17 protein-coding genes are annotated in these 25,244 nt (G+C 45.3%); 13 read left to right on the top strand and 4 right to left on the bottom strand.

Annotated elements, in window-relative coordinates; all coding sequences use genetic code 11:
• The first annotated feature begins 135 nt into the window (after positions 1–135).
• From tig to ACFO4R_RS05000, 12 genes are all read left to right on the top strand, one after another.
• Positions 136–1,413 (top strand): trigger factor, encoded by a 1,278-nt coding sequence (gene tig / locus ACFO4R_RS05055; RefSeq protein ID WP_379787951.1) that lies wholly within the window; start codon positions 136–138, stop codon positions 1,411–1,413.
• A gap of 821 nt (positions 1,414–2,234) precedes the next feature.
• Positions 2,235–2,819 carry an ATP-dependent Clp endopeptidase proteolytic subunit ClpP gene (clpP, locus tag ACFO4R_RS05050; protein WP_379787950.1) on the top strand — a complete coding sequence of 195 codons (585 nt, stop codon included), beginning with the start codon at positions 2,235–2,237 and terminating at the stop codon, positions 2,817–2,819.
• Between the two features lie 28 nt (positions 2,820–2,847).
• Positions 2,848–4,122, top strand: coding sequence for an ATP-dependent Clp protease ATP-binding subunit ClpX (clpX, locus tag ACFO4R_RS05045; RefSeq protein ID WP_379787949.1), 1,275 nt, complete (start codon positions 2,848–2,850; stop codon positions 4,120–4,122).
• Between the two features lie 624 nt (positions 4,123–4,746).
• Complete coding sequence (locus ACFO4R_RS05040) at positions 4,747–7,659, top strand: InlB B-repeat-containing protein (RefSeq protein WP_379787948.1); 2,913 nt, start codon at positions 4,747–4,749, stop codon at positions 7,657–7,659.
• Between the two features lie 516 nt (positions 7,660–8,175).
• Entirely contained in the window at positions 8,176–9,285 is a 1,110-nt protein-coding gene (locus ACFO4R_RS05035) for an alanine racemase (RefSeq protein WP_379787947.1), read from the top strand.
• Between the two features lie 95 nt (positions 9,286–9,380).
• The gene (gene cls, locus ACFO4R_RS05030; protein ID WP_379787946.1) at positions 9,381–10,907 is read left to right on the top strand and encodes a cardiolipin synthase; all 1,527 of its coding nucleotides are present in this window, start codon (positions 9,381–9,383) and stop codon (positions 10,905–10,907) included.
• A gap of 663 nt (positions 10,908–11,570) precedes the next feature.
• Positions 11,571–12,674 carry a glycine cleavage system aminomethyltransferase GcvT gene (gene gcvT, locus ACFO4R_RS05025; RefSeq protein ID WP_379787945.1) on the top strand — a complete coding sequence of 368 codons (1,104 nt, stop codon included), beginning with the start codon at positions 11,571–11,573 and terminating at the stop codon, positions 12,672–12,674.
• A gap of 18 nt (positions 12,675–12,692) precedes the next feature.
• Positions 12,693–13,076, top strand: a complete 384-nt coding sequence (gcvH, locus tag ACFO4R_RS05020; protein ID WP_379787944.1) for a glycine cleavage system protein GcvH — start codon at positions 12,693–12,695, stop codon at positions 13,074–13,076.
• 1 nt (position 13,077) lies between these two features.
• On the top strand, positions 13,078–14,421 hold the full coding sequence (gcvPA, locus tag ACFO4R_RS05015) for an aminomethyl-transferring glycine dehydrogenase subunit GcvPA (RefSeq protein ID WP_379787943.1): 1,344 nt from the start codon (positions 13,078–13,080) through the stop codon (positions 14,419–14,421).
• The gene (gcvPB, locus tag ACFO4R_RS05010; protein WP_379787942.1) at positions 14,421–15,872 is read left to right on the top strand and encodes an aminomethyl-transferring glycine dehydrogenase subunit GcvPB; all 1,452 of its coding nucleotides are present in this window, start codon (positions 14,421–14,423) and stop codon (positions 15,870–15,872) included. Before gcvPA ends, gcvPB begins: the two co-directional genes overlap by 1 nt.
• Positions 15,873–15,927: 55 nt before the next feature.
• The gene (gene lpdA / locus ACFO4R_RS05005) at positions 15,928–17,340 is read left to right on the top strand and encodes a dihydrolipoyl dehydrogenase (RefSeq protein ID WP_379787941.1); all 1,413 of its coding nucleotides are present in this window, start codon (positions 15,928–15,930) and stop codon (positions 17,338–17,340) included.
• The gene (locus ACFO4R_RS05000) at positions 17,340–18,335 is read left to right on the top strand and encodes a lipoate--protein ligase (RefSeq protein ID WP_379787940.1); all 996 of its coding nucleotides are present in this window, start codon (positions 17,340–17,342) and stop codon (positions 18,333–18,335) included. Before lpdA ends, ACFO4R_RS05000 begins: the two co-directional genes overlap by 1 nt.
• Before the next feature lie 97 nt (positions 18,336–18,432).
• On the opposite strand, the gene ACFO4R_RS04995 is transcribed toward ACFO4R_RS05000, so the two are convergent.
• The 4 genes from ACFO4R_RS04995 to ACFO4R_RS04980 form a co-directional block, all read right to left on the bottom strand.
• On the bottom strand, positions 18,433–19,401 hold the full coding sequence (locus tag ACFO4R_RS04995) for a C1 family peptidase (RefSeq protein WP_379787939.1): 969 nt from the start codon (positions 19,399–19,401) through the stop codon (positions 18,433–18,435).
• 15 nt (positions 19,402–19,416) lie between these two features.
• Positions 19,417–21,192, bottom strand: coding sequence for a DNA/RNA non-specific endonuclease (locus ACFO4R_RS04990; protein WP_379787938.1), 1,776 nt, complete (start codon positions 21,190–21,192; stop codon positions 19,417–19,419).
• Positions 21,193–21,764: 572 nt separating this feature from the next.
• The gene (locus tag ACFO4R_RS04985) at positions 21,765–21,980 is read right to left on the bottom strand and encodes a substrate-binding domain-containing protein (RefSeq protein WP_379787964.1); all 216 of its coding nucleotides are present in this window, start codon (positions 21,978–21,980) and stop codon (positions 21,765–21,767) included.
• Positions 21,977–22,651, bottom strand: a complete 675-nt coding sequence (locus tag ACFO4R_RS04980; RefSeq protein WP_379787937.1) for a type 2 periplasmic-binding domain-containing protein — start codon at positions 22,649–22,651, stop codon at positions 21,977–21,979. Before ACFO4R_RS04980 ends, ACFO4R_RS04985 begins: the two co-directional genes overlap by 4 nt.
• Before the next feature lie 1,487 nt (positions 22,652–24,138).
• Here ACFO4R_RS04980 and ACFO4R_RS04975 point away from each other — a divergent pair.
• Positions 24,139–25,131 carry a DNA-directed RNA polymerase subunit alpha C-terminal domain-containing protein gene (locus ACFO4R_RS04975; RefSeq protein ID WP_379787936.1) on the top strand — a complete coding sequence of 331 codons (993 nt, stop codon included), beginning with the start codon at positions 24,139–24,141 and terminating at the stop codon, positions 25,129–25,131.
• Positions 25,132–25,244: the final 113 nt, after the last annotated feature.

Below are 25,244 nucleotides of genomic sequence, written 5' to 3'. Positions count from 1 at the left end.
TTGGATGCAAGAGAAATGAAAACTGTTTCGCAGACGTTTTCACAATGAGATAGAGTAGGGTTGGGTGTGGTTTTACAAACTCTGAATAATTATATTGAATCCAAAAGAAATAAATATATAGGAGGAGTATTTAAGATGAGTGAGGTTTTGAAAAAAGAAGGCAGCTTAGTGACCTTAAAGTTGAACATTGGCGGTGAAGATTTTTTGGCAGCGGAGCAACAGGCCTATAAGAAAAACAGGCATAAGATATCGATCCCCGGGTTTCGTAAGGGAAAGGCTCCCAAGAAGATCATTGAGGCACATTACGGAGAAGGCGTATTCTTTGAAGATGCGTTGAACGAAGTTTTCCCCTCCGTATTTAAGGATGCCGTAGACAAGCACGAGCTGGATGTTATTTCTCAACCGCAGATCGAAGACATGGGAGAATTCCAAAAAGGAGAAGACCTTGAACTTACCGTTTCGGTCTATGTAACGCCGGAAGTGACCTTGGGCGAGTATAAAAATCTCGAGGTCGAAAAGGAAGAAGTCGAAGTCACGGAAGAAGAAGTGGAAAAAGACATCGAAATGAAACTCGATCAAAATGCACGTATGGTAACCATTGAAGACAGACCCGCAAAAGAAGGTGATACCGTATTGATAGACTTTACGGGACGCATAGACGGTGTAGAGTTCGAAGGCGGTCATGCAGAAGGACACAGCCTTATCCTAGGCTCCAAATCCTTTATCGAAGGGTTTGAAGAGCAGGTTGCGGGAATGGCGCTTGGAGAAGAGAAGGACATCACCGTGACCTTCCCGGAAGAATATCCGGCTGAGAACTTGGCAGGCAAAGAAGCCGTATTCAACGTAATCCTGCATGAGATCAAAGAAAAGGAACTGCCGGAACTTGACGATGAATTCGTCAAAGACATCAGCGACTTCGACACCTTGGACGAACTTAGGGCCGATGTAAGAGCAAAGATCTTTGACAGCAAACAAAAGGCGGCGGATAACGTCTATAAAAGCGCTTTGATCGACAAAGCGGTCGAAAACGCAACGGTAGAGATACCTGACATCATGGTGGACAGAGAAGTGGACAGTATGTTCCATGAATTTTCTCACAACCTTCAATATCAAGGTCTGAATGTAGAAGACTACTTCAAGTACACGGGAACGACGGAGGAAGACATCAAGAACCAAATGCGGGCGGAAGCGGAAAAGAAGGTAAAAAACACCTTGGTTCTGTTTGAAATCGCAGACGTTGAGAAAATAGAGACCACGCAGGATGACATTGAAGCGGAATTTGTGAAAATGTCCGAGCAATACAATATGGAAGTGGATAAAATCAAAGAACTGTTAGGCGCAGAAGGTAATGAACCTATGAAGGAAAACATCCGTTTCAGAAAAACCATCGACTTCCTTGCGGAAAAACACTAGTGTATTGACAGTTGTCTTTATTTCTTATCTCGGCTATGAACCGAAAGATTGCATACAAAAATAGGGAAGTACCGCACAAAGATATTAAATGCCTGTTCTTTTGTTTTGCGAGATATAAAAAACCTCTAAAACAAGAGATTTCAGAAATGTGTTTGTCCAAGAAAAACTGAATTTTTTCTGCTTTTTGGAATTATGCGGTATTTTCATAGGAATCACTATGAATTTCAACTTGCCGTTACAATATAGACATTGGAGAAGAATGATCGAGAAGATTCTTCTCCATTTTCTTTCTGCAAAAAAATCTGTTTCAGTTTGGATAAGATAGGGGTATATCTTTGTAGAGAACCCATCGTTTGAGATGTATCGAGATAAGAGAATGTGATAGGAAGCGGGGATAAGATCCCGATCTTCGTTCACACATTCTTTGTATGGTTGTGATACTATTCTTCTTTTGAGTTGTGGAGATAAAGAGTCTGTGACCATAGACGATAAACCCATTTTTCGTAGGTTGAAAAACGGATATGTCCATACTTCTATTGGAAAATAGTATGAACTGTGTACTTGCATAAAAAACAGGAAAAAAACCGTCTAAATTTTTGCTTTTCTGTTTTTTATATGTTACTATGAAATAGCTACAAAGAAGACGGAATTAAGCAAAGAACGAAAATCGATATTGTTCATACTATTCTCTGTTTGAAATGCGGGATCTAAAGTATATAGGTGTCGGAAAACGATCCGGTCGCTTATATACTCCGAAAGGATTCAAACAGTACATTGAACATAGATGACAGTATCATTATATATGAGGAGGAGTAAGAACTATGGCATATGTACCGATTGTTGTAGAGCAGAGCGGTCGAGGAGAGAGAAGTTACGATATCTATTCCAGGCTGCTGAAAGACCGTATCGTGTTCCTGTCGGAAGAAGTAAATGATGTAACGGCATCTTTGGTCGTTGCACAGATGTTGTTTTTGGAAGCGGAGGATCCGGATAAGGACATTATGTTCTATATCAATTCTCCGGGGGGTTCCATCACATCGGGAATGGCAATCTACGATACCATGCAGTATATCAAATGTGATGTATCCACCATATGTATTGGGATGGCGGCATCGATGGGAGCCTTTTTGCTTGCAGCGGGAGAGAAGGGAAAGCGGTATGCACTTCCCAACTCGGAGATCATGATCCATCAACCCTTGGGAGGAGCGAAGGGTCAGGCAACGGATATTCAGATCCAGGCGGAAAGGATTTTAAAAATGAAGGAAAAGCTCAACGAGATCTTGGCAGAGAGAACGGGTCAACCGATCGAAAAAATCAAAGCGGATACAGAGAGAGATCACTTTATGAGCGCCGAAGAAGCTTTGGAGTACGGGCTTGTAGATAAGGTTATCGAAAAGAGCATATAAGTTGGAATTACAAGGAGGTATTTGGTAAATGTCCAGAAGTGATGAAAAACGACAATATAGGTGTTCCTTTTGCGGAAAAACGCAAGAGCAGGTAAAAAGGCTAATCGCCGGACCGGACATCTATATCTGCGATGAATGCGTAAAACTATGTCAAGACATCATAGATGAAGAGTTCGGACAGGTGGCTGCCAACGAAATGACGGGACTTCCAAAACCGAACGAGATAAAAGAGATTCTTGATGCCTATGTAATCGGACAGGATCGGGCAAAGAAAGCTTTGGCGGTTGCTGTTTATAACCATTACAAACGCATCAACTCCCCGGTTCAAAACCGAAAGAATGAAAGTGAAGTTGAACTCCAAAAATCAAATGTATTGATGCTTGGCCCCACCGGTTCGGGAAAAACTCTTTTGGCACAGACCTTGGCAAAGATCCTGAATGTACCCTTTGCCATAGCCGATGCTACCGCACTGACTGAGGCGGGCTATGTGGGAGAAGATGTGGAGAACATCCTTCTCAAACTGATCCAGGCGGCAAATTTTGATATTTCAAGGGCGGAAAAAGGGATTATTTATATTGACGAAATCGATAAGATCGCACGAAAATCGGACAATCCTTCGATTACGCGAGATGTTTCGGGAGAAGGAGTCCAGCAGGCCTTGCTCAAAATCATTGAAGCTACTAAGGCAAATGTACCTCCACAGGGAGGTAGAAAACATCCCCATCAGGATTTTCTCCAGATTGATACAACCAATATCCTTTTTATCTTGGGAGGAGCCTTCGACGGAATTGAAGATATCATAAAAAAACGTCAGGGAAAACAGACGATGGGCTTTGGAGCAACAAAGAAAGATAGGAATTTTGAGGACGGCAGTTCTTTTTACAGCAAGGCGGAACCTCAAGACCTTTTGAAATACGGGCTGATCCCGGAGTTTGTGAGCAGGGTCCCTCTCATCGTTTCTTTGGATAACTTGGATAAGGCTGCGTTGATCCGTATCTTGAAAGAGCCTAGGAACGCACTTCTTAAACAATATCAGAAACTCTTCCATATCGACGATGTCGAGTTGGAGATTCAGCAGGATGCTCTTGAAGCAATTGCACAAAAGGCTCTGGAACGAAAAACGGGAGCAAGGGGTCTTAGAAGTATTTTGGAAGAAGTTATGCTTGATATCATGTATGAGATCCCTTCACGCCAAGATATTGAAAAAGTAATCCTTACCAAAGAATGTATTACAGACGGGGCGGAGCCTCTTGTTGTGATACGAAAAAACAGTAAGAGAAAAAAACCCGAGGAAACGGCATAGGAGAAAAACAACATCAGAATAGAAGCAAGCATTATAAAACTTGGAGGCGCAATACCTACGTTTTGCCTTCAAGTTTTTTTGTATTCTGTTTATGTTTCTCTTTGGAAAAACGGTTCCAATACTATTCTTCTCTTGAAATTCCGGATATGCACAAATATCATTGCCAAAAAACAATTCGGAAGAAGATATGCTTCAAGATATTCAGCCTGTCAATTGCACCGGAAAATAGTGTAAAGCAAAGAATATGAAAAAATTTTAAAAAAGATTAAAAGCTATACCCTTTGAAAATTCAAGTACACGCAATGGGAGTAGACAAAAGTAATCCTTTTGGGTAATATACGAAACACCTCTTTTCTGCTAAGATAAAAATACATAATTGCGCGAAAATTTCATCAAAAGAAAACGCAATTCGTACTATTCTCCGTTTGAAATGCCGGATATACCAAGTATATCGTCGCTAAAAAACAAGTTGAAGGATGCTATGCTTCAAAGTATGTAACCGGTCACTTTTGGATTGGACATAGTACAAACAGGAACAGAAAGAGGAAGGAGGCGGTTGTACACAAGGGGTAGTCAGGCGAAATTCGTATTCGCCGAAACAAATGTAGAGAAAGGATAATAGCTATGAAAACAACAAGCAGTACAGGTTCAAGAAGGCTCCTGGCTCTGATGCTCAGCCTTCTGATGACCTTCGGTCTGTGGACGGCGGACCTCCGGGGAGCAGTCGCCCATGCGGAGGTCACACCGATCGAGACGATTAACGACTTCGAACTGAACGCGGGAGGGACGGTCAAGGCTACTTGGGACCAGACAGCTCAAACTCTTACCGTCCACGGTTCGGGCAAGATCGAAAACGGAAAGTGGAAGGAACTTGCACGAAAGTTCAGTGAAGAGAATTTTAAAGGACGTGACGCTTGGGATAACAACAGCGACTTTACCCTTCGCTTTGAAAGCAACGCCATCCTTCTGCCCGACGATACGCGTATCGAAGACGATGGAAAGTTTTTCGGATTTTTTTCGGAGTTTGACGGAGAGATCGAACTGCCTGCAGACTTTAATGTCTCCAATGTGACCAATATGTATTGTATGTTCTTTTCGGCCGACAATACGAATCCCGATGTAAGTACTTGGGATGTCTCCAAGGTGACGGATATGAGCGGTATGTTCCGCTTTACCTACAAGGCAAATCCCGACGTAAGTGCTTGGGATGTCTCCAAGGTAGAGAATATGAAAGGTATGTTCAGTTCGAGCGGCAAGGCGAATCCCGATATAAGTGCTTGGGATGTCTCGAAGGTAACGAATATGGACGAAATGTTTTATTCGGCAGAATCGTTTAAAGGGGATGTAAGCGGATGGAGACCCGAAAAGCTAGAAACGATGCAATCTATGTTTGAAGATTCTTCGATTGAGGAACTGGATCTAAGCACTTGGAATGTCAGTGATGTCGATGCTACAGAAGCATTTGATGGAATGAAGGACTTGAAATTCCTAAAGTTTAAGGGGCTGCGTAATGTCAAACTCACTTGTTTTAACGACTCCTACTCCTATACCAAGGAGGGAGGAAGTCCTTTCGATGTGGTTGATCCGAATGAGGAACAAGAGCTTGAGGACAATGCGACCTATACGGTAACTCTTCAACCGGGAGCAGGAAAGAAGAGGGTCACAGTTAAGTTTCTGAGACCGGATGGAACGGATATGGATGATAGTATACCTTTCATACTCCATGCACGTAAGGGGGAATCCTTTACCGATGAGGACCTGTTTGACGAGTTTAGCGATTCCGGATTTATGCAAACAGCTCCCAATACCCCTGATAAGGTAAATACTGTCGGAGAGGGAGATAATATCGTCTTTAAGGTCCAATTGAAACTTGTCTCATATAACGACCAAGAATTTGTTGTCAGTTTTCACGTGGGGGACGGTACGGCTTTTTATGAGTATATCCCAAAAAACACACCGGTACCAAAGCCGGAGGATCCCCAAAGACAGGGCCATATCTTCAGGGGCTGGTATAAGGAAGACACCTTCGATAATGAGTGGTCCTTCACTCAACCTGTAAATGACGATATGCTTCTCTTTGCCAAGTGGGAACGCGATACGGGTGCGGTGTTCCATACGGTCACAGTAATAGGAGGAACCTCCGATCTTGTAACGACAAGTGCGGGAGAGACAGTTACGGTAACGGCAAACCCTGCACCGAGCGGACAACGCTTTATCGGTTGGAGCAGTGATGTGGAGGTAAGGTTTCTGGATGCATCATCGGAATCCACCGACTTTACTATGCCCGACAGCGATGTAACGATCAAGGCGAACTTTGCTTCGACAGGCGACCTGCTCGTCATTTTTGATTCGCAGGGAGGAAGTGCGGTCGCACCTGCATATGTCGCACCGGGTACTCCGGCAGCACCTCCTGTACTTCCTACCAGAGAGGGCTACAGCTTTGAGGGGTGGTATACCGATACGGCTTATACGACTCCTTGGAACTTCTCCGATCCCGTAACGGCGGATATGATCCTCTATGCGAAGTGGAGTACAGGCACAAGCACCTATACGGTAAGGGTCACAGGAGGGACCTCCGACCTTGCAACGGCAGCTGCGGGAGCAAGGGTCACCGTCACGGCAGACCCTGCACCGATCGGACAACGCTTTGTCAATTGGACCAGTGATGTAGGAGTAGCTTTTGCCAATGTTACAACGCCGTCTACCACCTTTGTAATGCCGTCAAGCAATGTAGAGGTCACAGCGAACTTTGCACCGATCGGACACTTAGCTGTCAGTTTTGACTCGCAGGGAGGAAGTGCGGTCGCACCTGCATATGTCGCACCGGGGACTCCGGCAGCACCTCCTGTACCGCCTACCAGAGCGGGCTACACCTTCGATGGGTGGTATACCGATACGGCTTATACGACCCCATGGAACTTCTCCGATCCCGTAACGGCGGATATGATCCTCTATGCGAAGTGGAACAGCAGTACGAGCACGGGAACAGGCTCCGGCGGAGGCGACAAGGACAAACCGGAGAAACCGGAGATGCCGAAGGCACCGAAGGAAGACCTGATCCAAAAACCTGATATCGTCGAAGTCTTCGACGAGAGTTCGCCCAAACACGAAACCAAGGCTCCAAGTGCGATGAAGACCGCGGGAGTGCTTAAGATCGGATCTTTGGATTACCAAGCTCTGGAGAAAGGAGTTCTCGTCAAGAAGAAACTCGACACACCTCCAATCATCGAAAAAGGCAAGACCATGTTGCCGGCAAGAGCGGTCGGCGAACTTCTGGGAGTAAGCGTGAGTTACAACTCCAAGAGCAAAACGGCAGTCTTTGTCTATGAAGGAAAGAAGGTCGAATTGACCATAGGCAAAAAGACGATGAAGGTAAACGGAGTGGAGAAGGCAATGAGTGCTCCGATGATGATGAGAAACGGAAGAGTCCTGCTTCCGCTCAGAGATGTTCAGCAAGCCCTCAAGGAATTGGGCTTGGAGGCAAGTGTTAATTGGGAACACAAAACCAAGATGATCACCATCCAAGCGAAGAGATAGGACTTGAGGAACAAACTCGATATAAAAAGATATTTTGATAAATAATGATAGGCAAATATTAAAATAAGAGGAAGATTCGACCCTTTGTTGAACTTCCTCTTATTTTTTGCTTTTATACGGCTGTTCGATCGAAGAAGGACGGTCTTTCTCTTGAGGGGAAAAATATGGTATACTTATAATCAGGTTCTGTTGTGGAAAATGTGTCGAGAGCATATCGAGGCGAGCTCTGTTCGGAGATCGCAGACCGCTGTAGAGGTCGCAGTGTGTCGGTACGTTGATATTCGCAGTAAGTTCAACTATGCTATTGACCCATCCTCATTATGATGGGGAGATGATGTAGGAGGATCTATCCATCTGCGACTACAACAGAAATGTTGCGACGATCTGTCTTGAGAAAAAACCTCGGTTTTTTTATGAGAGAACAGTTGTTTTTTCTCTCGGGCACGAGTCAGGGACTTCAAAGTCGGTTTTTGAGGATCGGCTCTTGAAGTATTGTGAATGAACAAGGAGGTATGTATGCAGACAATACAAAGTTATCCGGTTATGGAAATCAACCTGAAGCATCTCAAGGAGAATGCTGAAAATATTGTGAGCAGGTGTAAGGAGTGCGACATAAAGGTTACGGGAGTCGTCAAGGCGGTGGATACCTATAAGCACGGTTACAATGAGATCGCCAAGTTGCTTTTGGACAGCGGGTGTGTTTCCATCGGGGATTCCAGGATGAACACGATTCGAAAGATGAGAGAAGATGGGTTTGAGGGCGAATTGATGTTGATACGTATCCCGATGAAGTCTGAGCTTGAGGAGGTCGTGAGATATGCGGATATCTCTTTGCAATCGGAGATGGAAGTCATCAAGCTGACGAATGAGGCGGCAGAAGAGCAGAAGGTCATGCACGGAGTCCTTCTGATGATGGATTTGGGAGATTTGAGAGAGGGTTTCTTCGATGAGGAAGAGCTGATTGAGGCGGCTCTGTATATTGAACATGAGTGTTCTTCTCTACGTCTGAAGGGAATCGGAACGAACCTGGGCTGTTATGGTGCGATTTCTCCGGATAACACAAATTTGGGACGTTTGGTCGGCATTGCTCGCAAAATCGAGGAGAAGATCGATCGCAAGCTGGACTATGTGTCCGGAGGCGCGACTTCTACCCTGCCCCTTGTGCTCAAGAAGCAGGTGCCGGAGGGGATCAATCATCTGAGGATCGGAGAAGGGATTGTAGTTTCCAGAGATCTGATCGATGATTGGAAGTGTGAAATGCCCTTTATGAACCAAGATATTTACAGGATCAAGGCGGAAGTCATCGAAGTAAAGACCAAGGCCTCTCATCCGATCGGCAAGATCTTCATTGATGCCTTCGGAAATACTCCGCAGTTTGAGGACAAGGGGATGAGAAAGAGGGCGTTGCTCGCTTTGGGAAAACGAGATGTGGGCAGCTTCGATTATCTCAAGGTAAGGTTGGAGGGTGCGGAGATTCTCGGGGGTTCCAGCGACCATCTGATCTTGGATGTCGAGGAAGTACCCGGCGGAGTAAAGGTCGGAGATATCATCGGCTTCGATTGTACTTACGGGGCGATGGTATTTGCCAACCATTCCGAGTCGGTTTCCAAGGTCTATTTGCGTTAAGAGGGATCATATCCTGCTATCGGACGGTTACGGCTCGAAGAAGGTCCTTATTTTAATGGTCCGAGGTTGTTGTTTTGGAGGAAGGAGAGGTAAGGATGGAAGGTCAGGTAAATCACAAAAAGATATTGGGAGGCAGGGTCTTGGCGGTCCTACCCGCCTTGGTCGTTCAGAGTGTATGGATTTATGTGCTTTTGACGTGGTTGTCCGCGTATTCGGCACTGATACAGATGGGGCTGTCTTTGTTGGCGTTTCTGTTTGTTCTCTACATTGTTTCGAACAGGGAAGAAAGTGCTTACAAGATGTTATGGCTTCTTGTCATTCTGGTCCTTCCGTTTTTGGGTACGGTGTTGTACCTGTTGTTCGGGAACAGAAGGACGGGGAAGAAGTTGCAACTGAGGCTGGAGGAGTCTAGGAAGGACTGGGGGAGGTATCTCGATCAGGATGAGGAGGTCATGGCTGAGCTTGCGAGAGACGACCTGAGGATTGGGCAGATTTTCGGCTATATCTCGAAGATGTCCGGGTTTCCTCTGCTCAGAAACAAGACGGCGATCTATCATTCCACCGGAGAGGCTCTGTTTGCCGATATGCTTGAGGAGATGAACAAGGCGGAGAAGTTTATCTTTGTCGAGTATTTTATCGTGGAGGACGGTTCTCTGTGGAGGAGTATGGTCGAAATCATGGAGAGGAAGGTAAGAGAAGGTCTCGATGTTCGCGTCATCTATGACGATGTGGGAAGTATCAGCACGTTTTCAGGAAGGAACGCCCGCGAACTTAGGAGCAAGGGGATTAAGATCGTTGCGTTTAATCCCCTGAAGTGGTTGAGCGGTGCTCTCAACAACAGGGATCACAGGAAAATCCTCGTTATTGACAATAGAGTTGCTTTTAGTGGAGGGATGAATCTTGCAGACGAGTATATCAATGAGATAGAGAGGTTCGGATACTGGAAGGATGTGGGGTTCAAGATCACGGGCGCGGCGGTCCAAAGCTATACTTTTATGTTCTGTGAGTTTTGGTCAGCGTTTTCAGAGGAGAAGATTGAGTTTGATATCGAGAGGAACATGCAGGCGGATGGCGAAGACGGTTACATTCTTCCCTATTATGATTCTCCGGCGAACAAGCTTCCTCACAGTTACAACCTCTATATCGAGATGCTTGAGGCGGCGACAGAGTATATATGGTTCTATACCCCTTATCTTATGCTGGGAGAGCAACTCTTTGATGTGATGATCAGGACGGCGAGGAGGGGGATTGATGTGAGGATCTATATGCCGGGGATTCCCGACAAAAAGTCCGTCTATGAGTTGTCGCGCAGTTATTACAAGCCTCTGCTTGAGGCGGGTGTCAACATCTACGAGTATACTCCGGGTTTTCTTCATGCGAAGGCGTGTATCATGGACGATGTGATGGGGACGGTCGGCACGGTCAATCTGGATTATAGAAGTTTGTTCCTGCACTTTGAGTGCAATTCCATCTTCTACAAGGCTTCTTTGTTGAAGGATCTCAAGAAGGATATGCAGGATCTTCAAAAGGAGTGTCGTCAGAGGAGACTTGAGGATATGAGATCGGGATTGTTCAAGCTTGTATGGGACGGAGTCAAGAGGTTGTTTGCACCTCTGTGTTAGAATGATATGGTGTTGTTCATACTCTTCTCCATTTGAAATGCCGGATATGAAACAGATATCCTTATCGAACAACGAATTGGAGGAGGATATCTTTCAAAGTGTTCAACCTGTCAATTCCAATAGATAAGGGTATCATACTCTTCTCCAATAGAAGTGTGGATATATCTGTTTTTCGATGACGAAAAACCATGTTGTCTTCTATGGGTCACAGATTGTTTATATCCACTATTCAAAAGAATAGTAGTATCAAAAGATAATGCGGTAGCAGTTTTGTAGATCAAAATTCTGTTTTATTCAAAAAAATAATGTTTTGTGAGAGGAACGAAAGTTTGAAACGACCTGTTTAGGATTCTAAGCGGGTCGTTTTTTTGAGGCTGGAGTTATTTTTGTTTGAACGATGATATCGAAGGCAAGTAGTATGCAGGTGTTGAAATAGGTTGTACTACTGTTCTTCGTTTGAAATGTCAGGCGATGATACCGGTATTCTTTTGAGTTATGGGACATAACCTACCAAATTTATCAGAAATAACAGCTTTTTCCATAGACAGAAAATACAAACTTTATTATAATAGAAATGGAAACAAAAATTTGAATACATCGAATACATATCCCGTGGAAAGGGGGTATCGCTTCGATGGGAGATAAAGGAGAGTGAAACAAATTATGGCAAAAAAAACACCTCTCTATGAGGAGCATCTCAAGGCAGGCGGGAAGGTGGTGGACTATGCAGGTTGGTTTCTGCCTGTGGAGTACAAGGGTCTCGTTTCAGAACACGAGGCGGTGCGAAACCGTGTCGGAATGTTCGATGTTTCACACATGGGAGAGATTACTCTTCTTGGCAAAGACGCAAGACGTTTTGCAGACTATCTGACAACGAACAACATTCTTACCTTGGGAGAAGGTCGTGTCATCTACGGCTTTTTGTGCGATGAGCAAGGCGGTGTGGTGGACGATCTGCTCACCTATAAGGCATCGGAGGAGGACATTTATTTGGTGGTCAATGCCGCGAACGTGGACAAGGACTATCAATGGATTTTGGATCACAAGGATGGATTCGATGTCGAGGTGACCAATGTTTCGGATGAGACCGGCGAGGTTGCGGTGCAGGGACCGGATGCTGAAAAAACGTTACAAAAGCTGACCGACTATGATCTGTCTTCGATTCCTTTCTTTGCATTCAGGCGAAATGTCAAGATCGCGGGAGTCGATTGTATGATCTCCAGAACGGGATATACGGGAGAGGACGGATTTGAGGTCTATTCGACTCGTGAAGGGATTGTGAAGGTTTGGACTGCAGTTTTGGAAGCGGGTAAGGAGTTTGATTTGGAGCCTTGCGGTCTCGGTTGTCGCGATACGCTTCGTTTTGAAGCGGCTCTTCCTCTTTACGGTCATGAGATCTCATCAGAGATCACGCCGTTGGAGGCAGGCTTTAAGTTTTTTGTTGACTTGGACAAGGAAGATTTTATCGGGAAGAAGGCTCTCGGCGAACAATATGCGGCGGGAGTGAAGCGTAAGTTGATCGGGCTTGAGCTTGTGGGCAAGGGAATTGCACGCGAGGGGATGAAGGTTGCAAAGGACGGACGTGAGATCGGCCATGTGACGACGGGATATTTGAGCCCCACTCTCAAAAAAGCGATTGCCAATGTGTTGGTCGAAACCGACGAAGCGGTGCTTGGCAACGAGGTCAAGGTGCTTATAAGAAACCGTGAGGTCGAAGCGAAGTTGATATCGAAGAGATTTTTGAACAAAAATACAAAAAGTAAATAACTCCGGGGAGGAAAAACAATGAAAATAGAAAAAGGCTTACTTTATACACAGGATCATGAATGGATCAAGGTGGAGGGAGATTCCGCACTGATCGGTATTACGGATTTCGCTCAGAGTCATCTGGGAGATATCGTCTATGTGGAGCTTCCCGGAGAGGGAGAAGAGTTCGGAAAGGGAGAGGCCTTTGCATCGGTAGAGTCGGTCAAGACAGCTGCAGATGTAAATATGCCGGCAGGAGGAACGGTCGAAGAGGTCAATGAGGCACTGAGCGACGATCCGGCTCTTGTCAACAGCGATTGCTATGCGAACTGGATGATCAAGATCGCCCTTTCCGATGCGGGAGATCTGGACGGTTTGATGAGCCCCGAAGCTTATGAAGAGTTTGCATCAAAGGAGGAGTAGAATGTATCCATATATACCGACGACGGAAGCGGACAAGAAGGAGATGCTTGCAAAGATCGGGCTGTCCTCAACCGATGAGCTGTTCAACGACATCCCTGCTGCATTTCGCTTAACGAAGGATTTGAATCTTCCCAAACACAAGAATGAGTTGGAAGTGGTCAAGTGGATGAAGGAGTGTGCGTCACAGAACAAAGGGGTACACGATCTGACCTGCTTCCTCGGTGGAGGAGCTTACGATCACTATATTCCTTCTATCGTAGATGCTCTAATCTCACGTTCGGAATACTATACGGCATATACGCCCTATCAGCCGGAGATCAGTCAGGGAACACTTCAATATGTGTTTGAGTTCCAGACGTTGATTACAAGGTTGACGGGGATGGATGTGGCAAATGCCTCCCTCTATGACGGGGGAACCTCTTATGCGGAGGCGGCGATTATGGCTTGCAACTATGCTCGAAGAAAAGAGATTGTGGTTTCCAAGAGCATCAATCCGCAGGCTATGGAGATTCTCAAGACCTACTGCCACGGACAGGCGATCACTTTGATCGAGGTTGATATTACAGACGGGGTGACCGACCTGAATGATCTGGAAAAGAAAATTACTGCCAATACAGCGGGGGTCATTCTTCAAAGCCCCAACTTCTTCGGATGCCTGGAAGATGTCGAGAAGGCGACCGAGATTGCTCACGGCGTGAAGAAGTGTGCGATGATCTTGGCTACGGATCCGTTTGCTCTCGGTTTGTTGAAGCCTCCGGCGGAATACGGAGTGGATGTGGTGGTCGGAGAGGCACAGGGACTCGGTCTTGCACTGAACTACGGAGGACCTTACCTCGGAATTATTGCCTCCAAGGAAGCCTATATGAGAAAGTTGCCCGGACGTCTTGTCGGACAGACCGTGGATCTGGATCAGAAGCGTGCGTTCGTGTTGACGTTGGCGGCGAGAGAACAGCATATCCGCCGTGAGAAGGCGACCTCCAATATTTGTACCAATCAAGGTCTGATGACATTGGCGGCGACGATTTATATGTGTACCATGGGTAAACGGGGAATGCGTGAAGTCGGGCTTCAGGCGACGTCCAAAGCGCATTATGCGTTTGAGAAGCTGACCGCAAGCGGAAAGTTCAACCCCCTGTTCCACCATCCGTTCTTTATGGAATTTGCTCTTACAAGCGACATTGAGCCTGCTAAGATCAACAAGGCTCTGTTGGATGCGGGGATCATGGGTGGATATCCCCTTGGAAGAAGCTTCCCGGAGTATGAAAATGCGATTCTTTATGCGGTAACGGAAAAGCGTACCAAGGAAGAAATCGACCGTCTATGTGAAGTATTGGAGGGGATCTAATGAAAAATTACGATAAATTGATTTTTGACCTTTCCGTAGAAGGTCGTAAGGCATATTCTCTGCCGGAGTTGGATGTACCGGAGACAAAGGCGATTCCGCAGGAGTTTTTGCGAGAGGAAGAGCTTGATTTTCCCGAACTGTTCGAGTTGGATATCATCCGCCACTATACGAATCTGTCGCATAAGAACTTCGGGATCGACACGGGTTTCTATCCTTTGGGTTCCTGTACGATGAAGTACAATCCCAAGATTAACGAGCAGATGGCAAGGCTGGAAGGGTTTGTGAACCTGCATCCTCTTCAGGAAGAAGAGACCGTTCAAGGAGCTCTTCGTCTGATGTATGAGTTGGATCGTTCTCTTTGTGAGATTACGGGGATGGACAAGATGACTCTTAATCCGGCAGCGGGAGCACACGGAGAGTTTACCGGTGTCAATATCATCAAGGCGTATCATGAGCATCGTGGGGATGTGAAGAGGGATAAGGTCATTGTGCCGGACAGTGCCCACGGAACCAACCCGGCTACCGCCGTTATGGCAGGTTGCAGCGTTATTGAGGTCAAGTCCGATGAGAACGGTTTGGTCGATATCGAATCTCTCAAGGCGGTGGTAGGAGAGGATACCTGTGCGTTGATGCTTACCAATCCCAACACGGTGGGGATTTTTGAGACACATATTGAAGAGATTACGGATATCATCCATCAGGCAGGAGGACTTGTGTACTACGACGGAGCGAATGCAAATGCCATCATGGGCCATGCAAGGCCCGGAGATATGGGATTTGATGTCGTCCATCTCAATATCCACAAGACTTTTACGACACCTCACGGCGGTGGAGGTCCCGGATGCGGTCCGGTGGGGGTAAAGGAGTTGCTTGTGCCCTTCCTTCCCAAGCCGACGGTGGAGAAAAAAGATGACAAGTACTATCTTGAATATGATATGCCGAACTCCATGGGACGAGTAAAAGACTTTCAAGGACATTTTGCAATGATGGTGCGTGCATACACCTATATTTTGATGATGGGTTGTGACGGACTTAAGGAAGCATCTACGATTGCCGTTCTGAATGCCAACTATATCAAGGAGAGTTTGAAGGAGGACTACAAGATCTCGTTTGACCGAGTTTGCAAGCATGAGTGTGTGTTTGCAGGACTTAAAGACAATGCGGACGGTCAGGTATCTACTCTCGATGTTGCAAAACGCTTGATGGATAAGGGCTTCCATCCCCCGACGATCTACTTCCCGTTGATTGTACACGAAGCGTTGATGGTAGAGCCGACGGAGACCGAGAGCAAAGAGACCCTCGATGCTTTTATTGCAGCGATGAAGGAGATTGCAAAAGAAGCGAAGGAAAATCCGGAGGAGCTTAAAAAAGCGCCTCACAGCACCTTGGTAAGAAGACCGGACGAGACTTTGGCGGCGCGTAACCCGATTTTGAAGTATATAAAAGAATAACGATATTCGGAGAGGGGTTGAGGCTCCTCTCCGTTTTTGGATACAGGAGGAACTAATGTCAAAAACAATTACAGTGATCGGAGGAGGTCCCGGAGGTTATGTCGCTGCGATTCGAGCAGCTCAGTTGGGAGCCGAGGTCATTTTGGTCGAGAAGGATCGACTGGGAGGAACTTGTTTAAATAGGGGATGTATTCCGACCAAGACGCTTTACAAAACGGCGGAGTTGATGCATCAGCTCAAGAAGGGCAAGGAGTTTGCCATCTTTGGTATCGGAGAAGCCGAAGTCGACGGAGAACGTTTGTACGAGAGAAGGGCAAAAATCGTCGATACCTTGGTAGGAGGGATCAATCAGCTGATCGGAAGTTATCCCAATATTCGTCTTGTTTGCGGAGAGGCGAATATCGTAAGTAAGGATCGGGTGGATATCCTGACTGCGGACGGACAGAAGGAGAGCGTTGAGACCGATGCCGTTGTCATTGCGACCGGAAGCCGTCCAGAGATGACCGAAACACAGGGAGTGGACTTGGAAGGGGTCATCACCTCCGATGAACTGCTGGCACTGAGGGAGGTACCCAAGACCCTTATCGTCGTGGGAGGCGGTGTGATAGGTCTTGAGTTTGCAAGTATTTATCAGGAGCTTGGAAGCCATGTCATCCTTCTTGCATCGAGGATCTTGAAGAATGCGGACAAGGAGATCGGAAGAAGGCTGTTTCCGCTGTTGAAAAAGCAGGGGATTGAAGCGTATAACGATATCCGTGCAAAGGAGATCAAAAAAGAAGGGGATGCTCTTCGCGTAGTCGCTCAATACAAGAGTAAGGACGAGACAGTGGAAGTCGTAGGCGACTATGTCCTGATCGCAAGCGGAAGAGGGCCGGTGTACGACGGTTTGAATCTTGAGACCTTGGGAGTGGAGCACGATGAGAAGGGGATCTTTATCAACGAGAACTTCGAGACGAATGTGGAAGGCATCTATGCAATCGGCGATGTGGTCAAGGACAATCCTCAACTTGCACATGTGGCAAGTGCACAGGGAGAGGCGGTTGCGGAGTACCTTATGGGGCATGAGCCGGATATTGATATGAAGGCGTATCCCAACTGTGTTTTCACCCTCAACGAGGTTGCTCACGTCGGTTTTACCGAAGAAGAACTCAAGGAATCGGGGATGGAGTACAAGGCATCCAAGTTCAACTTTGCGGCCAACGGTAAGGCGCTTTCTCTGGGTGAGGGCGATGGACTTGTAAAGATCTTGTCAACACCGGAGGGGAAATTGCTTGGAGCACACATCCTGGGTCCTCATGCCAATGATCTGATATCGGAATGTACTTTGGCAATTGCAAACAACATGGGAGTCAAGGATGTCTTGAGAGCCATCCATGCACATCCTACACTTTCAGAGACTGTTGCGGAAGCTACAGCAGGAATTTTTGGAAAGGCGATCCATATTGCGCCGGCAAGGAGACGAAAATAATGTTATATGTAGAATCTCATTCTTTTGATCCGGAATACAATCTTTCATTTGAAGAATATCTGTTTAAGTATCTTCCTTTGGAAGAAGAGGAGTATGTAACGCTTTGGCAGAACGGACCTGCCGTTATTATAGGAAAGAACCAGAACGCATGGGCGGAAATCAATCGGGACTACATCGAAGCCAACGAGGTCAAGGTGGTTCGCAGGATCACCGGGGGTGGCGCGGTGTATCATGATTTGGGGAATTTGAATTTCTCGTTTGTTACGAAAGACCAGGCAAAGGGGAAGATCGATTTTTCGATTTACTACAAGCCGATTGTGGCAGCTCTTCGTGCGATGGGAGTTGAGGCGGAACTATCGGGACGAAACGATATTACGGTCGACGGCAAAAAGGTGATCGGAGCCTCTCAGTCGATATGGAAGGGACGCGTCCTCTCCAACGGTTGTATTTTGTTCGATGTGAAGATGGAATCCCTCGCATCCGCCCTCAATGTTCGTCCGGAGAAGCTTGTGACCAAGGGGATCGCCTCGGTCAAAGCGCGTGTCACCAATATCAAACCCTATCTTGGAATGGAGAAGGATGTCGATGATTTCAAGGCGTTGTTGCTCAAGGAGATCTTCAGGCAATTCGGCGAGGAGCCTAGGGAGTACAAGCTGATGGAGAAAGACCGTCAGGAGATCTTAAAGATCAAGGAGAGCCGTTTCGGACGTAAGGAGTGGAACTGGGGACAGTCGCCGAAGGGAAGTTTTTCCAACGGGGCGAAGTTTCCCTTCGGTTGGGTCGAGATCTCGACGAATATCGTAGGAGGCAAGCTCAAGGATGTCGTAATCCTCGGCGACTTCTTCGGAACCGAGGATGTTGCGGAGATATCCAAGGCTCTGGAAGGTGCGGATTACGACAAAAAGTCGATCGAGGCTGTTCTTGGAGACTTTGAGCTTGTGAAGTATTTCGGGCAGACTGAAGCAAAGGATCTGGCAGAGCTGTTCTTTGAATAGGAGAATACAAAAAAGACAAGGACCGGTGTCATCGGCTCTTGTCTTTTTATCATGAGGGTTGTAATAATGGCTGTTATCTATCTTCTGTTTTTCCGCCCTATTTATCCAGTCCGAATTGTTCGGTATCGACCCATTCCATGGAAAGAATGGACCAGAAGTCCTCTGCCAGTCCGTCCAATACATAGTCATAGGGAATCCAGCCATAGCCGTCCTGTCCCCAGGATCTTCCCCAAGAGTTGCGGATCATCAGAGCGCCCTTGGTTTTTTTCTTGCAACGGGTGTTGACGATGACTTTGTTGTCGTCATAGCCCACCGCCATTACGGCATGACCCCATTCCGCCTGTTCGTTTTTGCAGGGGTAGGGGATGGAGCCGGGAGCGTCCGAGTCCTCGAAGGAAGGGAAACCGAAGAAGCCGAACATGGAGGGAATGCCCGCAGCCAAGTAGGTCTTTACGGTTTTGAGAACATCTTTTTTTGTCGTTTTTTTACCTAAAGGGTCATGACAGAAGTAGTTGACGGCGGAGTAGTGGTTGGCGAGAGAATACAGGAAGCTGTCGGGTTCACAGTCCCAATCGGGATTTACATTTTTTCCGTCAAGGGTATAAGGAAAGTATTTTTCGTCAGGAACTCCGAACAGTACGAGGGCACCCATGGTCGAGCGAAGCCATGCACCCGAGTCTCCTTCGGAGAGCATGAGTTTTCTTGTCGCCTTATATACAAAGAGTCTTGAACCTTCGATATGGATTCCGTAAGCTCTTTTTTGGAAGTATTCAACCATACCGACGGCGGCATTTGCCGTGCAGGAACCAAGAGTAAGCTGGTCTTCTACGGGGGAGCACCATTCTCTAAGGTCGACGCTGCGAGGCAGGTCCCCCTTGGTTTGGGTTCCGTCGATACCCAGCTTCATAGCGAGTTCGGAGATGACAGGGTGTTCATCCGAGTAATCTCTCATATCGGGGAGGGGAGGAAGCCAACCTGTGGAAAGAGGTTCGCCGGCCTTCTCGCCCTTTAAAAATCTTCGTTTTCTATACGTATCATACACGTTACAAGACGGATATACCTTCATAATTCAACCTTTCTTTTACAATTTGATATGTTCGGGAGCATTGATGAGCAAACCTGCTGCTTCGATGTTTGCAATGGGGTCGTGCTCGGAGAGTGTTCCGAAGTCCAAACCGGTAATTTCCTCTACACGAGCAACGGGGATTTGGTAGGTCTTGTATTCTCCGTAAGCGAATTCGAGGTTTTCGATCATATTTTTCTGGGTTTGGAGGTAGGCGGTCGCCGACAGTTCTCCGTTGTCTTTGACCATGACCGCAACCTTCCAAAATTCAGCGGGAATCTTGAATTTTCCGCGATAGACCATATCATCGCTGCGGAAGACCGGACCTGTAAAGACGGAAACCTTGAGATTGTGGTTGACTGCATTTTGCAGAAGGTAGTTTTCCAATTCAAGCCAGATCTTTTGATTCAGGTTCTTGTGTTGGGGTGAGCTGTTCGTGAAATGGAAGGTATCGTCATTTGCCTGCTTGGCCTTATCTCCCCAGACGGGATCGAGTCTTCTTACGAGGTGACCGCGATCCAAGTCGTTCTTTGCATAGAGGTCGTTTCCATACTGTACGTTCTTGGGTATCCTGGGATCGAAGTTCCAACTATCTCCTCCCCTCTTGATGTTGACGGCCTGTTTTCCGTCAATGTTTACTGCCGTGAAGTAGGCAAGGCAACGCGAACGGCACATAACGATCGAAAAGTGGGTATAGTCCAAAACATAGCTTCCATTGTCCATACGGGAGACGTCTTTTTCCATCTCGGTAGAGAGTTTTGGAAGGTCTACTTTGTATTTCGAACCCAGAAACGCGCTGTCGTATCCACTGTCACTTGAAGAAGGAGAGGGTTCGACAGGCTCGGGTTTTTCGTTGTGAACATTAAGTTTTGGGAACACCTCATCCAGAAGCCTTTTTTCTCCTTCAGAGAGGGAGTTGTACTTCTCTGCGATAAAGTTTGAGATGGCACTGATACGTATGCCTTCGTTTCCGATCCATGCGTTTTTCTTGTTGGGATCAGGTACTCCTGAGTGATGCAGAGCTACGACGATCCACTGGTCATTGAATACAGGAGAGCCTGAGGAGCCGGGTTCGGTGTCCGTGAGGTAGTGGACGAAGTCGTCAAAGATCGAACTGACTTTGTTTTCTCTTATTGTTACGGACTTGGGTCCTCCGTTGGGGTGTTGGATGATGGATACATATTCTCCCTCAAGGATCTTACCTGCTTCGGGGATCAGTTTGAGATGACCGAAGTCTTCAGGATGTTTTTCGCACGAGGGATTATCTTTGAGTGCGACCAAAGTAAAGTCGAGATGCTCATCCGTAATAAAGAGTTGATCGGGATCCAAACGATAGGTGTAGGTGGGGCAGGGCATAAAGTTTTCGTCGTCCTGATAGTTGAACTCGGCAAGGGAGTTCAGGGCGGTCTGGACGCAGTCAATGACGTGGTTGTTGGTCATCAGCACGTTTTGCGATACTAAAAATCCGGTTCCCGAACCGATCAAACTTCCTTTGAGATCACGTATTTGGATGCGACAGATGGAGTTTCCCGAGTTGGTTCCGATCTGGAGGTAGGAGATAGGAAAGAGGTCGCTTTTTCCTATGAGCCGTTCAATGGCAATGGAGTCGTAATCATTGAGGATTTTTTTTCTCAAATGCAAAGAACCGCTCTTAAGATCTTTTGTTTCGAGGGAAGAGTCTTTTTTGGAAGAGCTTTCAAGGAAACGTTTAAGAGCTTGTTCTTGAATCCGGGCCTGTTTTGCTTCCAGCTTTTCTTTTGAGACTCCCTCCTGTTCCACAATACCGCGTAACATAAGAATCACTCCTTTTTTTATAGATTTCGAACTTACAATTATTATAGTATTAAGATAATAAAATTACAAGTTTTCTGAAAATAAAATTTGATTTTTGTTTCAAGGATGTTTCTTATCGACGGTTGTGTTGATCTTCCCTTCTTACTTTGAACGAGGAAATCTTATGGTTATGGTTGTTCCTTTATTTAATACTATTCTTCCTTTGAGTTATGGATATAAACAATCTGTGACCATAGAAGATAAAGAGATTTTTCGCAGGTTGAAAAAAACGGATATATCCATACTTCTATTGGAGAATAGTATAAAAAGGGCTCCTAAGGTCACATATACGGAACCTACGATCATAGGGAAAATCCCGTAGATATCGTTGGAAGGCTTCCATTGTCTCCCTGAAAGAAAATCCGCAAGTCCAATTTTGAAGATTGCAGGCAGACCGTTTGCAAACAGGAAAATGCAGATTAACGACAGAGAAAAAATACAAGTGCAGGCACAGATCAAAAAAACGATATGCATTCGTTTTTCTTTTGAATATCTCATAAGAATCATCCTCCGAATATGAATCTTCATCATGATTACTGCAAAAACTCGCTCCATGCAGAGGATTCTCCCGTGAAGATGGATTTCACCTGTTCACGGGAAAGGGTAGTCACAGGGTTGTCATTGTTTACAATTACAACGATTCCGTCCATAGCAATGACCGTGGGGGTCACGTTCGAATCGAGTTCGGATTGCTTGAGTTCACGAGAAGACATCCCTATATCGCAGGTTCCGTCAATTGTATCTGCTATTCCGGTTGAAGAGTCGCTTTGTTGAACTTCGATGCTGACAGAGGGATTTTTTTCATATAGGCCTCTTTAAGTTTTTCCATTACAGGAGTAACCGAACTTGAACCGGATACCACGATTTTTCCTTCTGAAACCGTACCTTGATAAGGTCCGTTGTCGACAGGTGAGATATATCCGCTTTCTTCAATGACTGTTTGTCCGTCGGAACTCAAAATAAAATTGATGAAGTCTTGAGCAGGTTCGCCGACGTTTTGTCCCGTGATGATATTGAATGGTCTTTTTATAACATAGCCTCCATCTTTGATATGTTCAATCGTGGGTACAACATGGTCAATGGGCACTGCTTTTACAGTCTCGTCAAGCGAACCCATGGAAATATATCCTATGGAATACAAATCTCCTGCAACCGTAGTCATCATAACGGAAGTGGAATTGGTTACCGCTGCCGTTTCAGACATGCGATCGATGTTTTCTCCGTTTTTGTTTTTTTCTTCGACCCCGAACAGTTCGATAAAAGCTCCTCGGGTTCCCGAACCTTCTTCTTGAGTGATTACTCCAATTTCTTTCGAAGGTTCGAAGGTTTTTTCGGAATCGCTTGAGGTACAGGCGGAAAAAAATGAAAATGAAGTTGCGACAAGTAAGACAGCTGTGGCTAATTTTTTAAAACGGTTCATAGATCATTCTCCTTTTTGATGTTTTGAGGCAAGCTAGCTTTTGTCTTCATCTTAAAGGCCCGACATCAAATCCGTTACCTTAAAAATGTAAAATCCATGTAAAGTTTAATTTTTTCAAAGGAAGCTCGATGAGAGAAGCTCACATTTTTATATAAAGAAGCAACCAATATGGAGTAAACCTTCAAAGCCTTTTTTGAACGCTACGCATAGATCCTACATCAAGCGGCAGAAGAAACCAACCGAGATGAGAACAAATACTACAGCAAACAGGAGAAGAACCTGATCAAGCGTCTGGTAACCTATAAAGACAACTACTTTGGATGGGTAGCGGGCTTTCGAATCCCGTTTTTCAACAACCTCAGTGAAAGAAGTCTGAAAGGAGTCAAAAGCAAACGGAAAGTAAGCGGACAATTCACGAACATACAGAGAGCCAAAGATTATGCGAGGATTCGAAGTTGTATTCCCAGCTTTGACAGTTTTAGAAATGAAAAAACCACCAAACACATTGCAACTAAATGTATTGGTAGGTTTTGTTTTTTTGAATTTTTTCGCGTACTTTTTTCTTTGTTTTTGTGAGTGTTAAAGTTTTTTCATGTTTCTCTTTCCAACACGATTTCATAGTCAGTAGGAAACCCGAATGTTTCATGTAAGGTGTCGGTTAAATCAGATGAATATCATTTGTGCTTATTTTTTAAATAAAAACACATTACTAAAAATTACCCAATAACAAATTATAAAATTTGACAAAAAATAAAGCGTTTAGAATGCTTATAGCGATTTTTTTCCTTTTAAATTCCCGTTTCGGCAATGTTGGAAGGATCCTTTTTAAAAGAAGATCTTGACAATTCAGTCCTATTGCAATACAATGAAACAAATAACCTCTACTGATCATTCGGTGTCGGTGCTTTGATAAAAATGAACATGGAACTACAAGGGAGTAGTCTGTCCATGTGTATTTCTATCAGGGCACCGGCTTTTTTGTGCCGAAAATTTGCACCTTGAAAACTGAAACCGTAAATACTCTCTATCGATCAGCCCGGGGAAGCAGTGCCATGAAGCGCATAAGCGATGAGCGTGCCAAGGGAAGAGTTAGACTTGTTTGTAAAATTGTAATCTTAGGCTGCTATTTTCCGATCAATGCTATTTGCCAATAGAAGTATGGATATATCCGTTTTTTTGACCGCGAAAAACTGTTTTTACTATATTTAAAGTAGCTACTTGGCTACTTTGAAGTATACGATCATCCGAATTTTTTCCGGTAATAGTATATTCTATAACCTGACATTTCAAACGGAAAATAGTACTATCTTCATATGAATCACAGAACGTTTATATCCACAACTCAAAGGGATGATAGTATGAAGTGTAGTTCGAATACAAAAAAGGTTTTGTCACTCGCAGAGTAAAGGGGAATATTTTCAACAGTTTGAATGTATAATGATGCAAGAAAACAGTATTTTTATATAATGTAGAAAGCGAGGCGGATTATGTCAAACTACAATGTAAATGCAAAATATGTATTTTCGGCTTCCAATGTTGCCGCTCTAACTGTTAAGAAGCGTATATCGAGTTATGAGAGTGCTACTGAGGCAAGTCAGAGGTTTTTGAAATCATCACAGTTACTTTCCGATAATGAGATGCTTGGATACCAATTGAATATGCATAAGGAAGGGAGTACGGAACTGTTTGTTTTTTCCGGCGAAGGTACAAGGGTAACACTTGAAGATTTCAGATGGATGTTTGCGAGTTATGCGATCTTGGAAGAGGCATCACAAGGATCGGAGGATGCGTTTTTTTCTTCGGATCGTTTCCTATATGCTCTTCAGTATACAGGGTCATATTTTACAGAAAGAGTTTGTTCGTATCATCGGGATGGATATTTTAACGATTATCTTGAGAATCATACTATATCGGGAGAAAAGATAAAGAGGATCTTTGATGTTTTGAAAAATCAAGAAGCTATTATCAGAATAATCTCGGGAAATGAGTTTAACGGTAATATGATCCTCATCAGCACTCCCGGCCCAATCCCTCTTAGGCTACGGGCGATGATTTCTTTGACACTTTCAGATGCCGTGTTGGCAGAACTCGATATTTCCGATGATATGGCGAAAGAGGTTGACGGACTTGCTTTAAAATATATGTCTGATATGTTTAGAGATATTGTGGAAGTTCTTATTATGGAAGCTTGTGAAAAAGAACAGGAGATCAATGCCCGGTTTGATAAGGCGGATGTGTATAAAGGGCTTGATTTTGAGAATGAGATGGAGTCGAAGGTTTTAAAATTACCATGTACTCCCATCGAAAGGTTGGATCTTAGCCCGCGTGCCTATCACTGTTTACGTCGGGCCGGTATAAGTAGGATTGAACAATTGTTCGCTATGGATGACGAAGATTATCTGAAAGTCAGAAATCTTGGAAAAAAAAGTACAGAAGAAATAAAACAAAAGCTTATGAAAATGTTGCCGGGAAAAATATAAGAGGATGGCAAGAGGGGAAGGTTTGAGTGGAACGAAATTCATCCTCTTCGAGCCACTTGATTTCCGCTCTGCAATAGGGTATCATGTGATTAAAGTATAGAGAACTCATTGGA

The sequence above is a fragment of the Filifactor villosus genome, from assembly GCF_042652965.1.
Classification (GTDB): domain Bacteria; phylum Bacillota; class Clostridia; order Peptostreptococcales; family Filifactoraceae; genus Filifactor; species Filifactor villosus.
This window is presented reverse-complemented; position numbering and strand designations above follow the sequence as displayed.